At 40.9% G+C, this 16,656-nt stretch carries 13 protein-coding genes and 1 pseudogene; 10 read left to right on the top strand and 4 right to left on the bottom strand.

Features of this window, described 5'->3' with window-relative positions:
• Positions 1–100 precede the first annotated feature (100 nt).
• Positions 101–1,375 (bottom strand): IS110 family transposase, encoded by a 1,275-nt coding sequence (locus BIV16_RS15665; RefSeq protein WP_075680211.1) that lies wholly within the window; start codon positions 1,373–1,375, stop codon positions 101–103.
• Positions 1,376–1,672: 297 nt separating this feature from the next.
• Here BIV16_RS15665 and BIV16_RS15660 point away from each other — a divergent pair, with 297 nt between their 5' ends.
• Positions 1,673–3,106 (top strand): tetratricopeptide repeat-containing diguanylate cyclase, encoded by a 1,434-nt coding sequence (locus BIV16_RS15660; RefSeq protein ID WP_075681191.1) that lies wholly within the window; start codon positions 1,673–1,675, stop codon positions 3,104–3,106.
• Here BIV16_RS15660 and BIV16_RS15655 read toward each other — a convergent pair.
• The gene (locus BIV16_RS15655; RefSeq protein WP_159435942.1) at positions 3,103–3,747 is read right to left on the bottom strand and encodes a helix-turn-helix domain-containing protein; all 645 of its coding nucleotides are present in this window, start codon (positions 3,745–3,747) and stop codon (positions 3,103–3,105) included. The genes BIV16_RS15660 and BIV16_RS15655 overlap by 4 nt on opposite strands.
• A 348-nt stretch (positions 3,748–4,095) precedes the next feature.
• Here BIV16_RS15655 and BIV16_RS15650 point away from each other — a divergent pair, with 348 nt between their 5' ends.
• Both BIV16_RS15650 and BIV16_RS15645 read left to right on the top strand, forming a co-directional pair.
• A complete protein-coding gene (locus BIV16_RS15650) occupies positions 4,096–5,883 on the top strand; it encodes a beta-L-arabinofuranosidase domain-containing protein (protein ID WP_075681486.1) in 1,788 nt (595 codons plus the stop codon).
• 553 nt (positions 5,884–6,436) lie between these two features.
• Positions 6,437–7,177, top strand: a complete 741-nt coding sequence (locus tag BIV16_RS15645; RefSeq protein ID WP_075681187.1) for an SDR family NAD(P)-dependent oxidoreductase — start codon at positions 6,437–6,439, stop codon at positions 7,175–7,177.
• Between the two features lie 77 nt (positions 7,178–7,254).
• Here BIV16_RS15645 and BIV16_RS15640 read toward each other — a convergent pair whose 3' ends face one another.
• A complete protein-coding gene (locus tag BIV16_RS15640; RefSeq protein WP_075681185.1) occupies positions 7,255–8,619 on the bottom strand; it encodes an MATE family efflux transporter in 1,365 nt (454 codons plus the stop codon).
• A 69-nt stretch (positions 8,620–8,688) separates the two neighbouring features.
• Positions 8,689–9,225 (bottom strand): ECF transporter S component, encoded by a 537-nt coding sequence (locus BIV16_RS15635; RefSeq protein ID WP_075681183.1) that lies wholly within the window; start codon positions 9,223–9,225, stop codon positions 8,689–8,691.
• Positions 9,226–9,345: 120 nt separating this feature from the next.
• On the opposite strand from BIV16_RS15635, the gene BIV16_RS15630 reads away from it, so the two are divergent.
• From BIV16_RS15630 to BIV16_RS15600, 7 genes and pseudogenes are all read left to right on the top strand, one after another.
• Positions 9,346–9,606 (top strand): hypothetical protein, encoded by a 261-nt coding sequence (locus BIV16_RS15630; protein WP_143524768.1) that lies wholly within the window; start codon positions 9,346–9,348, stop codon positions 9,604–9,606.
• Positions 9,607–9,881: 275 nt separating this feature from the next.
• The gene (cobA, locus tag BIV16_RS15625) at positions 9,882–11,405 is read left to right on the top strand and encodes a uroporphyrinogen-III C-methyltransferase (protein ID WP_075681179.1); all 1,524 of its coding nucleotides are present in this window, start codon (positions 9,882–9,884) and stop codon (positions 11,403–11,405) included.
• A 319-nt stretch (positions 11,406–11,724) separates the two neighbouring features.
• On the top strand, positions 11,725–12,117 hold the full coding sequence (locus BIV16_RS15620; protein ID WP_075681484.1) for a cytidine deaminase family protein: 393 nt from the start codon (positions 11,725–11,727) through the stop codon (positions 12,115–12,117).
• A gap of 74 nt (positions 12,118–12,191) precedes the next feature.
• Positions 12,192–12,467, top strand: a complete 276-nt coding sequence (locus BIV16_RS15615; protein WP_075681177.1) for a metal-sensing transcriptional repressor — start codon at positions 12,192–12,194, stop codon at positions 12,465–12,467.
• A gap of 211 nt (positions 12,468–12,678) precedes the next feature.
• Positions 12,679–14,579, top strand: a pseudogene (locus BIV16_RS15610) (heavy metal translocating P-type ATPase).
• Positions 14,580–14,701: 122 nt separating this feature from the next.
• On the top strand, positions 14,702–15,874 hold the full coding sequence (locus BIV16_RS15605; protein ID WP_075681175.1) for a HAMP domain-containing sensor histidine kinase: 1,173 nt from the start codon (positions 14,702–14,704) through the stop codon (positions 15,872–15,874).
• Positions 15,864–16,571, top strand: coding sequence for a response regulator transcription factor (locus tag BIV16_RS15600; RefSeq protein ID WP_075681173.1), 708 nt, complete (start codon positions 15,864–15,866; stop codon positions 16,569–16,571). Before BIV16_RS15605 ends, BIV16_RS15600 begins: the two co-directional genes overlap by 11 nt.
• The last annotated feature ends 85 nt before the right edge of the window (positions 16,572–16,656 follow it).

Here is a 16,656-nt window from a genome sequence, read left to right as displayed (position 1 = left end):
TAGTGTGAAAGAAAGTAGAGGACAGCCATAAATGGGCGCACTTTACTAAGCTGTCTAAATCAGGCAACTTTTTAGAGTGTTATAGATATAGTGAATTAGATTAAGAAGCTAATGGTTCATCAGGAGGAAGTATTCCCTCCCGTTGCAATAGTTTCTTGGCTTGCTTGATAGCTTTTGCCTTTTGTTTTTCAACAAGAGCTACAGGCATATCGATTTTGTAAAGATCGCTCGGATTCCACTGCTCACCAGTAGACAGCATCTGGTAGATGGCAGTAAGAATCATACGGGCAATAGCGATAATGGCTCTTTTCTTGCCACGACGTTTAACAAGTGATTCATATTTCTTTTTGTAGTAAGGAGATTTGTCAGATTTTACGGCTGCATGAGCACACTGTACTAATGCAGGTTTGAGGTAGACACCGGCACGTGTAATCCGAACAGATTTCTTCTTACCAGCAGATTCATTGCTGCCTGGTGTAAGACCAGCCCAGCAACATAAACGTTTGGAACTTGAGAACTGAGACATATCAGTACCGATTTCGGAGATGATAGTGATTGCACTATCACGTTTGACACCCGGAATGGTACAGAGGAACTGGACAGCATTTTCAAAATCAGGATTAGAAGAAATCATATTTTCTATCATTTTATCAACATCGTTGATTTCTGCTGTGATATAATCCATATGTGTGCGGACGAGGCGCACACGGTATTTTTGGGCATCAGTCATCTGATATCCTTCGACGGATTCTATAACAGCATCTTCTTTGGATTTGAGGCTCCGAAGAAGCTTAGATGCGATTTCTTCGTGGTTAATGGATGTACCCGATTGTTCAAGCAGATAGTCGATAATGGACATGGATGACTTCCCAAAGATATCGGAAACAACAGAATCTAATGCAACATTACAGACAGTAAGAGCATTCTGATATCGATTCTTTTCACTTGAACGGCAGGAAACAAGCTTGTAACGATAGCGAGTGTATTCCCTGAGAATACGGACTATCTTACAAGGGATATAGCTGCCTTTGACAAGTCCGAGACGGAATAAATCCCCAATCCATTTAGAATCTTTGGTATCATCTTTGTTGCCTTTCACAGCCTTTACCCACTTGGGATTGGCAATGACAACATTGATCTCATCTTCCAGAAGATTAAAGACAGGAACCCAGTATTTACCTGTGGATTCCATACAGACATCATGGCAATCATTGTCGAGAAGCCATTGCTTGAATTCAAGAATTGAATTGTTAAAGGTGGAAAAGCGCTTCTTTTGGTAAGAAGGCTCAATGCCACCAGTGGTTTTTACAATTGTGGCAACGAGAAAAGATTTGTGAACATCGATACCACAACAGGTTTGATAAGTAACTTTCATAGTCAGACTCCTTTCGTGAATGATAAGAAGCCATTGACTGAACTGCCACACAATTAAACTAAGGTGCTTAAACAATTCTTAGTGTACGGATTCATGATGCCACTTATTTGTGCTTGAAAAGGCAGAACTTACACTGATTATTATGCTGTCTAAAACGAAGAAAGTTATTACAACTCCTCCTCCCGTGCTTTGTAGTGTAGCTTCTTGCAAACTATTTTACAGCACAGTGTAGAGAGTTGGAACACTTTCATTACTATTTGTGCCGCCAGCCGAAGGCGGCGGAATGGAGATTATTATGTGCATAATCAGATAAAGCTTATGCTTGCATGTATGACCAAAGCAATCCCATATTTAAGTGAGACAAAACAGTGGGGACTTTTGTCGCGAGCCTATAATATAATGGCGATAACCTCTGTTAACAGAGGAAATGCACCGGTTGCAGTGGACTATTATCTGGATGCCTTGGAATGTGCGAAGGAGCATAACTTACGTCTTGACGAATGTAGGATACACATCAATCTGGGCTATTTATATATGCAAAATGGTGTCTATCAGGAGGCTAACGAACAGTTTGTAGCAGCTTATGACATCTATCAGAAGAGCCCTGATAGGGAAAAGCAGTTAGGACGTCTGATTATGATTTATACGAATTTTGCAAGCTGCTATCTGTTGCAAGGCAAAATAGACCGTGCCGGCGAATATGTGCGCAGTCTGAACGAGCAGTGTAAATCATATTTTAATGATATGGATTATGTGTATGTGGGCTGCATGGAAGCCAGATACTATAATTGCTGCGGTAAAACAGAGGAAAGGGACAAAATCATTCAGGGAATTATGGACAGTCTGGAAAATCCGGATAAATTTGACGGACCACTTCCAATTCTTGATTTGTTTGATGACTTATATTCCCTTTGCGAGCTTGCATTTGAAATTGGAAAATATGATATTTGCGCACAGATAGCGGGGAAATTAGATCCTGTGATAGAGAATACAGATATTATCAATCTGGAAAGAAAGCTGCTGGCACTTAAAATCCAGTACTATAAATCCCAGAATGATATGGAAAAATACAAAAATGCATCGATGCGGTTCTATGAGCTTGTTATGACGATGGAAGAAGAAAGCAAGCATATGATTGCGAACATGATAAGAATTCGAAACGCATTGGAGCAGGTAAAAAAACAGAATGCGCTTCTTTTGAAAAAATCAGAGACGGATGCACTCACGGGACTTGCAAACAGATACAGACTTACAGATTATTCACAGCATCTGATGGACGAGTGCCTTCGGGAACAGGTTCCCTATGCGATTGAGATTCTAGATATTGATTATTTTAAGGAATACAATGACAATTACGGTCACCAGGCAGGAGATACGTGCATTATGCAGGTAGCAAACCTATTAAATAAGATGCAGAGCAAAGAAATTTTTTGCGCCAGATACGGAGGGGATGAATTTATTGTGATATATAAAGGACTTTCCAGGAATGAGATCTTATCCAAAGCTATGAAGCTTAAAAATGACATTGCAGGCTTGCAGCTTAAGCATGAATATTCCAGAAATGCATCTATTGTAACAATATCCCAGGGAATCTGTATTACAGTTCCGACAGAGTCAAACAGAAGCTGGGATTTTCTGCATCAGGCAGACAATTACCTATATCAGGTAAAGAGGGAAGGCCGCAATGCAATCTGTATTGGTGATGCCAAGGAGATGGAGTTAGTTATTTAGCAGAAAAATGCGTCAAATATCTGGTTCTTTCGATATTCACTTGGAGAGATTCCAAATTGCTTGCGGAAACATTTGCTAAAATATAAGGCATCGCTGAATCCGAATTCTGTGGCAATCGAAGAAATGCTTTTATTTGAGGAACGCAGTTCTCTGGCAGCGGCCTGCATTTTAAGCCGGGCGTGAAACTGCAAGATGCCCATGCCATTTTTTTCACTAAAAGTTCTGGTTAAATATTGATAGGTGAGGTGGAAATCTTGTTCAATTTCCCTGCCGGAGAGGGTATCGGAAACCCTGCACTGAAGATAGTCCAAAATCTGATCCGACAAATCTTTTTGTAAGGCTGGTTTACCGTGTTCGTATAAATCCAATAAAATACTTTGAAAAGCCGATGAAACTCTGTTTTTACACAGAGTTTTATTACTTTCGGAAAGACGGATTACTTGTTTTAGGCGCTGTGAAAAGTCTGTTTGCAAGAGGTTACGCACCATCTTTGGAAGAGTGATACTTGAAGAATCCAAAGGAAAATCTAAAACTTCGCTTTTTACAATTTTTCCAATATAAAAATGAGCATAAATCCAGGAAGTACCGGCGGCAATCAGCTTTGTTCCATATTGATGGGTTCCTTGTTTTAGAAGTATCATATCACCGGGCGCAATTTCATAATCGATTCCCTCCTCAGAAACATATATGCATCCTGAGATAACATAGATAAAAACATTGGATTTTGCGATTCTATCCACATGAAAAAAGGGTGTATTTGCTGTTAAAAAGTCTATTTTATCTACATAAATTCCATCTGTTTCGTTTAACGTTATCTCATTCATCGTATACTTTTTCCATCCTTTCAAAAAAGCAAAAATTTTCCATGTATATACATATAATACACCTGTTTTTTTAAAATGAAAACGATTATAGTACATATATAGCCACAAGATAGGGAAATGGCGACCCAAGAGTTGCCGCAAAAATGAATGGGAGAAGAAAACGATATGAAGTCATTAAAATTATCAGAGGTAAGACTGACAGAGGGGCTTTTTAAGGAGAGAGAGAAGATAAACAGAGATTACTTAATGGAACTGGATAACAGGGCATTGCTCCAGAATTTTTATCTGGAAGCCGGAATCATGCTTCCGGGATTACAACAGATTTCGGACCCGGATGACACGTATATCCATTGGGGATGGGAATCACCTACCTGTCAGCTGCGGGGACATTTCCTAGGTCATTGGATGTCAGCGGCTGCACATCTTGCAGTCATCAACAAAGACCGGGAATTAGAGGCAAAACTATACACAATTGTTGATGAATTGAAAATATGTCAAAAGGCAAATGGCGGGCAGTGGATAGGCTCCATTCCAGAAAAATATATGAAGCGTTTGGAAAATAAGGAGTATATCTGGTCGCCTCAATATACGCTTCATAAGACGTTGATGGGGTTGTTGGATACATACGAATGCACCGGCTATGAGGCTGCACTTGAATTATTAGACCATGCATCCGACTGGTATGTCGACTGGGTAAAATACTTAAAGGATAAGCCTGAGGTCGTCGTAAAAGGGGAAGCAGGTGGAATGCTTGAAATATGGGCAAGACTGTATGGGATTACCAGGAAGGAAAAATATCTTAAGTTAGCAGATGCTTACAGCGTTTACAGTGATTTTGCGCTTCTTGCAAAAGGAGAAGATGCATTGACCGATAATCATGCGAATGCTTCCATTCCGGAAGCGCATGGAGCTGCATGTATGTATGAGGTGACCGGGGATGAAAAATGGTTGAAGCTTGCTCTCGCGTTTTGGAAACAGGCAAAAAGGGACAGGGAAGCTTATGCGACCGGTGGACAAAATGCGGGTGAATTCTGGATTCCGCCACATCATTTTTATGAGGCAATCAGCGAGAGAACGCAGGAATTTTGTACCATGTATAACATGGTTCGTCTGGCAGAGTATCTGTATCGTTTTACCGGAAAAAGAGAGTATAGCGATTATATTGAACGCATTTTATACAATGCCTTTTTGGCGCAGCAGAATAAAGTGACCGGAATGCCAACTTATTTTCTTCCATTAAGATACGGCAGCCGTAAACAATGGGGAAATAAGACCAGAAGTTTCTGGTGCTGTACCGGAACTATGGTTCAGGCACAGACATTATATGCATCCCTCATTTATTATAAGGATGAGGAAAAGAGAAAGGTTTCCGTTGAACAATATATCAATTCAGAAGCTTCGTTTGCACTAAATCAGGAAAAAGTGTCCATCCGACAGGAAGTGGATATGACATATTGTTCTGGAGCCTTGTTTGGAGAGGAGAAAAATAGAAAAACAAAATCCAGATGGTCCTTTAAGTTTACCGTCAGTTCCTCGGATGTCATGGAATTAAGTTTTCGAATTCCGGTCTGGGCAAATGGGTGTATTGCAATCAATGGGGAGGTGATAAACACCGGGGAAGAATACTATTCCATAACGAAAAAATTTGACGAAGAAGAAATTTCGGTTGTATTTTTTTCACATCTTCTGGGAGAAGGGTTATCTGATAATGAGAATGTGACTGCTATTCTCGATGGCCCGATTGTTTTAGCAGCAATTGGAGAGGAAGGCAAGCATTTTTGCTTAGATGGAAGAAGCATAGAAGAAGCGCTCACTCCTTTTGTGGAGCATACTTATGAGGCATATCCATGGCAGCAAAGCAGTTACAAATCCTCACACAATGGAACAGAAACGATGTTCCTTCCGGTGTATGAGGTCACAGATGAGGTATATACGGTTTATATCAGAAAATAAATGGACGAAAGTTGGAAGAGACTGCCAAGTTACCTTGTAAATCCTTCCTAAATGGAAATACTGTATAGAACAAATTTTCTTTGTTTTATACAGTATTTTTTCTTGGTAATTACATGATATTTTCGAAAAATACGGTACAGAATGGAAAAATTGTCATCTAAACAGTAATTTTCACTGCGAACTACTTAAGAATCACAAAAAATACTGCGTGAAATAAAAAAATCTTCATCCAGGCAGTAATAGTTGGGGAAAACGTTAAAAGAAAAAATAGCACTTGACAATGGTACGTTTTCGTACTACTATTCAAATAGTACGAAAACGTACTATTTGGAAGAAAGAGCAAGTTTGGATAGAAAATAAAATCGACAAAATGAATGAAACAGTATGAAAAACAGCAATAGGAACATAAAACAGATTTGCAGACAGTTTATTAAGAAAGGTGAAACAGAAGAACGAATAAAAATGAGGAACCTTTAAGTGTCATAAAAATTCCTGCCCGAGTGGATGGAAACAGTAAATCAGAAAGATGATGAGAAATTGGAGGATGAAGAGAATGAATAGAGTAGCAATGATTACAGGATCAAGCAGAGGAATGGGGAAGGCAGAAGCCTATGAGTTTGCATCAAGAGGATATGATGTTATTGTTCATTATGTGAATAGCAAAGAGGCAGCAGAAAATATCAGTGAAGATATAAAGAAAAAGTATGGTGTGAAAACAGCAGTGATAAAGGCTGACCTTGCAAAAGAGAGCGAGGTCAGAGAACTGGCATCGAAGGCTTTAGAGGTGTTTGGAAGAGTAGATGTGCTTGTAAACAATGCGGGGATTGCGCTGTATGATGAGTTTCAAAAGAAAACAGTACAGGGATTTGAACAGTCCATGCAGGTAAATTTGTATGCACCATTTTTACTTACGCAAATTCTTGGAGCAGAAATGGTAAAAAACAAATATGGAAAGATTGTAAATATTGCAACCATAGATGTTATGACGACATACAATGCGGAAAGTGCGGAATATGATGCGTCAAAGGCAGCGCTTATCAGTCTTACCAAGACATCTTCTTTGCAGTTTGCACCTTATGTAAACGTAAACTGTGTGTGCCCGGGCTGGGTGGCAACCGATATGAATAAGGATTTACCACAGGAATTATTAGATTATCAGGCTTCCAAAACATGCAAGGGACGTATGGCGAAACCGGAAGAAGTGGCAAAGCTGGTTGCATTTCTGGCAAGTGATGATGCAGAATTTATTGATGGTGAAGTCATTAAAATTGATGGCGGATATAAGTTAATGTAAGGAAAAACAAAATAGTTGAAAAAATGTCTAGAGTTGTTGGCTCTAGACATTTTTTTGTGCGGCCTGGTGTCGCAAGTTTACGGATTTAATTCCCTTAAGACTTTTTTAAACTGAAAAGTAAATAATATCGAGGTAAACGATACCGCGATAAAATCCGCAATTGGTTCTGCCAGATAGACGGCATTGGTCTGGTTCGTTGTCCAGATATGAGGAAGCAGGTAAATCAATGGCAGTAACAGGATGAATTTTCGTGTAACAGCAACAACAATCGAAGCTTTTGCTTTACCAAAAGAGGTAAATGCCATCTGACATGCAATCTGAATCCCAAACAGCAGCAGGCATGCACAGTAGATGCGAAGTGCCGATTGTGTGAAACGTAAAAGTGCAGAATCCGTCGTAAACATTCCGGCAAATATCTGCGGGAAAATCAGGATAAATGCCCATAGAGTGGTGGAGTAACAAAGACTTGAAACTAGAAGAAGTTTAAAAGCCTTTTTTACACGCTCTGCGTTCTTTGCACCGTAGTTAAAACTTAAAATAGGCTGGGCGCCCTGGCCTAAGCCTTGCAATGGCAGCATGGCAAACTGCATGACACTGGTTAAAATCGTCATGGCTCCAACCGCAATATCTCCACCATATTTTAAAAGTGAAGAGTTAAAACATACGGAGATAATGCTTTCGCTTGCCTGCATGATAAAGGTGGCAAGTCCAAGGGCAACGCAAGGGAGAATAATCTTTGGACAAAGCATAAGATTCTTTCTTCGGATATGAAGGATTGTCTTTTTACCGGTTAAAAAAGCAAGAACCCAGATGCAGGAAACGGCCTGTGAGAGAACTGTTGCGAGAGCTGCCCCCCTGACGCCGAGACGGAATGCAAAGATAAACAATGGATCAAGTGCGATATTGAGACCAGCTCCGATTAGAACAGAAAGCATTCCTGTTTTCGCAAATCCCTGTGTTGTGATAAACATATTCATTCCCAGTGTCATTTGTACAAAAATTGTACCAATTGTATATATATTCATGTAATTTACGGCATATTCAATTGTGTTGCTGCTCGCACCAAAGGCAAGCAGGAGACTCCGGTTACAGAGCAAAAGAATGACGGTTAAAAAGATGGAGACCAGAATTTGCAGGAAAAAGCAGTTTCCAAGAATATGTTCCGCTGTGTCAGTATCTCCTTTTCCCAATGCAATGGATGCACGTGGAGCGCCACCGCCGCCTACAAGTGCTGCAAAAGCAGAAACAATCATGATAAGGGGCATGCATACGCCAACGCCGGTCAGAGCGAGCGCACCACTGCCTGGAATGTGGCCGATGTAAATGCGGTCAATGATGTTATATAACATATTAATCAGCTGGGCAGTAATGGTCGGAATAGCCAGACGAAACATCAGTTTTCCGACCGGTTCCGTTCCAAGAAAATCTTTGTCTTTGTTCATAGCAAGCGTTCTCCTTTGTTAAAAAATTGTCGAATAGTCTTTTGAGCACGAAAAAAGTAAGAATGAGTGCTACTTTCCAATTGATGTTTTGCGAAGAACAGCGTAAATGATGAGCGCATAGACACCACCGATTAGGGCCGTGATAAGCTGTGTAACGGAAAACTGAAGCTGTAAAATGTGCATCATTGGCTGCATTTTTGGTGGAAGCATGTTAGGTAAGATAATAAGGGAAATAGCGACTCCCATAAACAATGCTTTCAGTACAGCGCCGATTACAATGGAAATTGGAAACCCTGCGGTTTTCCCACATTTTTCACGAAGAAGTGCGACAGCGCCAACCAGAATAATGTTTCCAATCATAATGCATGGGAACATGGCTGGAATAGCTGCCATAATCGGGCTTCCTGTAATGAAAAAGGAAGTAATTGGTGTAATAATACCTAAGATGATACCGCACGCAGGTCCGGCATAGATGACAGCTAGTATGAGAGCCGCATTGATGATTGGTCCGGTAAGGTATACGCTTAAATTTTTAAAGAACTGGCTTACAATACAGATTGCCAGCAGAATTGCAGTGACTGTAATTTGTCTGGTTTTTAATTTCATAATTGATTCCTCCTAGATGTTGTGTCAACGCAATGATACTCCTGAATGTAAGGAAACGCAACTAATTTTGCAAAGAAAAGCTTACAAGAACTTTACATTTTTTTACATGATATGGATAGAATGAAAAAGGTTCTTTTTTTACACTATATATTATGTAAGAAAAGGGGGCGTTTTTTTGACATTTCACCAGACTATTTTAGCAATGTGGTACGTGAAGAGTATGGTGCAATATTTGGGGTATCATTAGGTGAAGAATATTTGGAGCAAATTGAAAAATTGCGAATAGATAGAGAAGAAATTGAAAAAATTGCTTTGTTAGGAGAGATTTCTTCCGATGAAGAAATAAGAGAACTTGACAGAAAATTAACCGAGTTTTATTAAGCTTATCGTAGTATGCAGTTGAGTTTGAAGAAAGTATTGATGGGTACAAGGCTTACATACAAAATGTTGACGCAGGCGTGTATATAATCGTTGCGAGAGATATTCAAATCGAGAGATAATTTCCAGTCTACAAAATCGGATATTGAATTAAAAGGGATGGAACATGATCCATCGATTGAAATATCAAAAGATGATTTACAATAACAGCTTCCAATTCTCAAAACTATAAAAATCAATTTGAACTTTCGAACAAGAATGGAGACGAAAATTAATCAATGGGAAAAGTAGTATTAGCAGGAGCAGGATCGGGAGATACGGGCCTGCTTACTTTAAAGACAAAAGCATATGTGGAAAATGCAGATTGTCTGGTTTACGACCGGCTTTTATCACCTAAATTACTGGATTTAACCAAGCCAGGTTGTGAACAGATTTATGTTGGAAAAGAAAATCATAAACATATCATGAAACAGGAAGATATCAACCAGCTTTTGTTTGAAAAATCAAGACAATATGAATTGGTTGTACGGCTAAAGGGCGGAGACCCGTATGTGTTTGGCAGAGGTGGCGAGGAGGCGTTGTATTTGGTGGAACGTCAGGTGCCGGTAGAAGTTGTGCCGGGTGTCAGTTCCTCGATTGCAGCACTGGCGGATGCTGGAATCCCAATTACCCATAGAGGAATCGCCAAAGGTTTTCAGGTTATCACCGCACACAGCAGAAAAGACGAAGAGATGGAGATAGATTATTCACGTCTTACCGACGAGACGGTGACCTGTGTGTTTTTAATGGGACTTGCGCATGTAAAAAGTATTGCGGCAGGGCTTATCAAAGCCGGAAGAAGTGCAGATACACCGATTGCAGTCATTTCCAACGGAACAACGCCGACCCAGAGCAAATGCGTCGGAACTTTGGAAAATATTGGTGTAAAAATGGAACAGGCAAAGCTGAAATCACCAGCTACAATTGTAGTTGGAAATGTTGTGGCATTGCAGGACAAACTGAATTTCTTTGAAAAAAGACCACTGTTTGGCCGAAAAATTGTGGTACCATACATAGAAGAAGATAGCGCTTTGCACGGCGAAAACAGAATCATATCCAAGCTAGAAGAACTTGGTGCAGATGTATTAGCAGTTAAAGTTGGAAGAATAGAACCGGTTATCATCGAAGAGTTTGAAAAGAAAATCAGTAGCATGGACTGGATTCTTTTTACAAGCAAAAACGGTGTGAAGGCATTTTTTTTCAATCTAAAGTATGCAAGAATGGATGTAAGAAAGCTTGCTGGATGTAAATTTGGTGTGGTAGGAAAACATACAGCAGAAGAACTGGAAAAACACAATCTATGCGCGGATTTCATCCCCAAAATAGAGACAGGAGAAGGATTCGCAACAGAATTGCGGGAACACTTTTTGCATAGTGATAATGATGAGAATGTCTGTCTTTTTTCTGCAAAGGAAGCTTCGCAGGAGGTCATAGATATTTTGCAGGGTTGCTGTCATCTACATAAGATTGCAGCTTATGAGAATATAGAGGTTCCTGTGGAAAAGGAAATCTGGCAATCCACAGAAGAGACAGAAGTTGAGGCTGTTTTTACCAGTGCTTCAAATGTGAAAAGATTTTTTTTGGCATTGCCTAAGAACGTTTCCGTCAAAACGGCATATTCGATTGGACCAATGACAACACAGGCATTGCAGGAAGAAGAGGTTGGAACGGTTGTTCAGGCAGAAGCATGTTCCTATGATGCAATTGTTGAAAAGATATTGGATAACAGGAAGAGGAAACCTCAGAATTATCCAATATCATAGTTAAAACTAAGCGTTATGTAAACCAATAGCGCCTAATTTTACAAATACAATTCATTTAAGAAAAATTATCCCAAATATCCTGAAAAAGGGCATCTATTTTGGGTAATTTTTTTGTTCTTGCTCTCTATTGTAAAATCAAGCATTTTATGGAAACTAAATAAAGGAAAAATGAGTCAAAATAGGACAAGAAATATAATTTGTAATGTAGTTGTCCAATTCAATAGCAGAGAAAAGCAAGCGGCCTAAAATAATAAGTACTGAAATTGTAATGAATCTGGTGCATACTGTATTTACATTATATACAAAAGGGGAAATTCAGATGGAACAAATATGGACTGAGATGTATCAGGCGGCAAAAAGGGTATTAAAGCCACGTGATGTTTCCAAAAGAATAGAAGCGGGTGGAGTTGCAGCCGCCGTGGAGTCTGGTTCTGGCAAGATTTATGTGGGCGTGTGTGTGGACACAGCGTGTACACTTGGAATCTGCGCCGAACGAAATGCAATTTTTAACATGATTACCAATGGTGAAGATGAAATAAAGCGTGTGATTGCAATTTCATCGGAGGGAAAGGCAATGCCGCCATGTGGTGCCTGCCGTGAATTCATGACCCAGCTTATGCCGGAGGATTATAAGAAAATTGAAATCATGATGGATTATGAGGAAAACCGGGTCGTCACACTTGATAAACTGACACCGGAATGGTGGTTATAGATTTCGATTTGACAACCTTTCTTTTTCTGTTACAATGAAAGCATACCCACCAGGGTATAAAAGGAGGATATGCAATGAAACAGTGTATGGATTCAGAAAATCTGCACCGCAGATTAAAAAAAATTATCGGTCAGGTACAGGCAATTGATAAAATGATAGATGAAGATATTCCATGTGAGGATATTTTATCACAGATAAATGCAGCAAAATCTGCCTTGCACAAAGCGGGACAGGTCGTGTTAGAAGGGCACATCAAGCACTGCGTCAGAGACGGACTAGAGCATGGTGACCCGGATAAAACCATTGAAAATTTCACAAAGGCAGTAGAGCGGTTTGCGAATATGTCGTAGAGCAGAAAGCCCTTCCGACAATGAACATGAGGTGATTCAAAATTAACTTTTGGATTACCTCATGTTCATTGTCGGAAGGGCTTTTCTTTTTCTGATATATGATTTGATAGATAAAAGTTCTCAACGTATCACCTTTGACAACCAATACCCCTATGGGTATAGTATTGCATATACCCCCATAGGTATAAAAGAAGAAAGGTATGGTTCAGTTATGAAAAAAGTGATGGAAAAGATGGAGTGGTTCCTGGAATTAGGAGGCACAAAACGTGATATTATGTTTTTAATTTTGTCAGGCATTGCCCTTATTATCAGTATTTTTAAGATGATACCGGGACTTCCGTTTGATACGGCATGGGTAGCCATCGTGTTATGTGGTGTTCCCATTATATGGAAGCGGTGATTGGCCTGATTACAGAATTCGATATCAAGGCGGACGTGCTGGTATCGCTTGCGCTGATTGCATCAGTGCTGATTGGCGAGGATTTCGCGGCGGGCGAAGTGGCATTTATCATGCAGATTGGTGGATTGTTAGAGGAACTGACCGTTGCAAAAGCGAGAGCCGGTATTGAGAAGCTGGTGCACCTCACGCCGCAGACAGCGAGGGTTCTTGCAGCCGATAAAGACAGCGAACGGACAGAGGGAACGGTTATTCCGGCACAGGAAGTAGCAGCGGGAAATATTCTGCGCGTCCTTCCGGGGGAGACCATTCCGGTGGACGGCGTTATTTTATCCGGACAGACGTCTGTAAATCAGGCAGTCATGACCGGAGAGTCCATGCCGGTCGATAAAAATCCGGGAGACGAGGTATCGCCCGGTACCGTGAATCAGTTCGGCGCTTTCGAGATGGAAGCGAAGAGGGTCGGAGAAGACAGTTCTATTCAGAGAATGATTCGTCTTGTGCAGTCCGCGGACGCAGGAAAAGCGAAAATTGTCGGAATGGCAGACCGGTGGGCAACCTGGATTGTCATGCTTGCGCTGAGTGCGGCGGCACTGACCTGGTTTTTTACCGGAGAAATCATTCGCTCAGTTACAATATTAGTTGTATTTTGCCCATGTGCACTGGTGCTTGCGACACCGACTGCAATTATGGCAGCAATCGGAAATGCGACAAAGCATGGATTTCTGGTGAGAGAAGGGGATGCACTTGAGCGTCTTGCCAAAGTGTCCAAGATAACGTTCGACAAGACAGGAACACTGACATACGGAACACCGGTGGTTGTCGCATGCAAAAGTGCGGATGCCGCCATTTCCGATACAAAGCTTTACCGCTATGTTGCCTCCGCGGAGCGCAATTCCGAGCATCCGCTGGGAAAAGCAGTCGTTGCCTGCTACCGGAAAGAGCAAGCCGAAAATCTGTTAGAAGCAGAAGAGTTTGCAATGCTGCCGGGACAGGGAATCGAAGCAGTCTTAGAGGGGAAAAAGGTCTTAGCCGGAAATGAGAAGCTGTTAAAGAATCAAAACGTTGTGGTTTCGACAAATCAGAAAGAAGAGATGCAGCATTTTTTAGGAAAAGGATGCACGGTCATTCTGGTTGCAGTAGATGGAATGTTTGCAGGATATCTTGCATTATCTGACACAGTCCGCGAAGAAAGTGTTTCCATGATTCAGGACTTGCAGACTTTAAAGGTTACCCCGGTGCTATTGACGGGTGACAATGAAAATGCGGCGTCAGCCATTGCCGCAGAGTTTGGAATCAGCCAGGTGCGTGCAGCCTGCCTGCCGGAGGATAAGTTATATTACATTGCAGAATATCAGAAAAACGGAGAAGCTGTCTGTATGATAGGAGATGGCATTAACGATGCACCTGCCTTAAAAAAAGCGGATGTTGGAATTGCAATGGGTGGTGTCGGAAGTGACATTGCCGTGGATGCCGCAGATATTGCGCTTGTAGATGATGAAGTCAAGGAATTACCACATCTGATTGCACTTTCGAAAAAGATGATGCGCACGATTACATTAAATCTTTCCTTCTCTATGGGATTGAATTTCCTTGCGATTTTTCTTGCAATTACCGGAATTTTAAACCCGGTGGCGGGAGCACTGGTGCATAATTGCGGTTCCGTGCTTGTCATCCTTAATTCGGCGTTGCTGTTGAAGTGGAGACGGAAATAAACACATTGTTTAGAAATTGTTTAGGTTTTCCCTAACGACTTCTCTCATCGAAAGTAGTATAATATCACCATCGGAAGATAAGGTTCATGTAGGAAAAAGATGGAAGATGCGGAGGAGAAACCATGGAAAAAGGAACCGTAAAACGCAGGATATTTATCTCAAATGCATGGATGGTCTTAGTCACCTTAGTATTGTTTCTAGGCATTAATATTTTCGTAATATTTTGCTATTCAGAGTCCATAGAAAAAGAAGTCGAGAAAAAGATAGAGAAGGTTGTGGATCCTGATCAGATAGACGATATGGTAAAAGACTACACCATTTACAGAGATGAATTTATCCTGCTTTTTAGTATAGATGGCATTTTATGTATTGCGGCGCTGATTATTATCAGCCAGGTATTCACGAAGAATCTGACGGAGCACATTATGGAGCCGCTGGATGCACTGACAGATGGAACCAGACGAATTAAAGCGAACGATTTGACACAGGAAATTGCCTATACGGGCGAGACAGAGTTTGAGAATGTCTGCACCTCTTTCAATGAAATGATGAAAGCAATTGCCACGGAGCAGGAGAAAAACAGAAAGTATGAGAAGGCAAGAACGGACATGATTGTGGGTATCTCGCATGACCTTCGCACACCGCTTACCGCAATTAAGGGGACGATAAAGGGGCTTTTGGACGGTGTCGCTTCTAAGCCGGAACAACAAAGAAAATTTTTAGAGACGGCATACCGAAGAGCCGGGGATATGGATATGCTGTTGAACCAACTGTTTTATCTTTCCCAAATGGAGACCGGGAACATGCCAATCTCCCTGGAAAAAATAGAAATTGCTGCTTTTTTGCAACATTATGTGCATGGAAAGCAGGATTACGTGATAAACAGCAACGAGACCATTCACATAGATACGAGGCAGATGACAGCGGAAGTGACGGCGGATCAAAAGCAGCTTCAAAGAATTTTAGATAATCTGCTTGAAAACAGCAGAAAGTATGCACAAAGTGAAAATTTGGTGATGGATATCGTGTTATCCAAGACGCCAGAGGGCGTTACCATTTGTGTGAAAGACAATGGAGTGGGCATCCCGGAAGAAAAATTGCCTTATATTTTTGATGAATTTTACCGGGTGGACGAGTCCAGAAATAAAAAAGAAGGAAACGGACTGGGACTCTACATTGTAAAATATTTGATGGAGGCAATGGGGGGAAGTGTTGCTGCCCAAAATGCAGACGGACTTGCGATTTCGTTAAACTTCCCATCACAAAATCTGGAAGGAGCAGAAAATGTTGGATAGGAAAACAATTTTGATTGTAGAAGATGATGCAGATATCAGCATGATAGAGGAAGCCTATCTTGAATCTGCCGGGTACCGTACCCGAATCATAGAGGACGGAACCCTTGTAAATGCTGTCATACAAGAGGAGCAGTTTGATTTAATTTTACTCGATTTGATGCTCCCAGGAAAAAGCGGATATGATATATGCCGTGAGATTCGCGATAAGACGGATATTCCGATTCTTATGGTGACAGCAAGAACCGAGTCGGTAGATAAAATCAGAGGTCTGGGGCTGGGAGCCGATGATTACATCGCAAAACCTTTTGACCCAGCGGAGCTTGTGGCAAGGGTCAATGCAAACCTAAGACAGTATGACCGCATTCATAATACCGTGAAAGAGAAAAAAGAGGAAGTCGAGGAAATTCAGATTAAAGATGTAAGGATTCTCACCAACAGCTGGAAAGTGTATAAAGGGGACAGGGAAATCAAGTTCCCAAACCGCGAATTTGAGATTCTGAAATTTATGGCAATGAATCCGAATATCGTATTTTCCAAGGAACAGATTTTTGAAAAAATATGGGGATATGATTACATGGGTGACAGCGCAACCGTAATGGTACATATCAACCGGATTCGGGAAAAAATAGAAGATGACAGCAAAAATCCGAAAATTTTGGAAACGGTGTGGGGCGCTGGATACCGTTTGAATAAATAATTGTTTAGGAATTGTTTAAGAAATTACCTCCTGTTTATTTAATGTGAGTGGTTATGATACTTGCAGAAAATGAAACAGGAGGATT

The organism is Roseburia sp. 831b (assembly GCF_001940165.2).
GTDB lineage: Bacteria > Bacillota > Clostridia > Lachnospirales > Lachnospiraceae > Roseburia.
The sequence above is the reverse complement of the archived record's forward strand: the minus strand, read 5'-3'. Positions and strand labels throughout refer to the sequence as shown.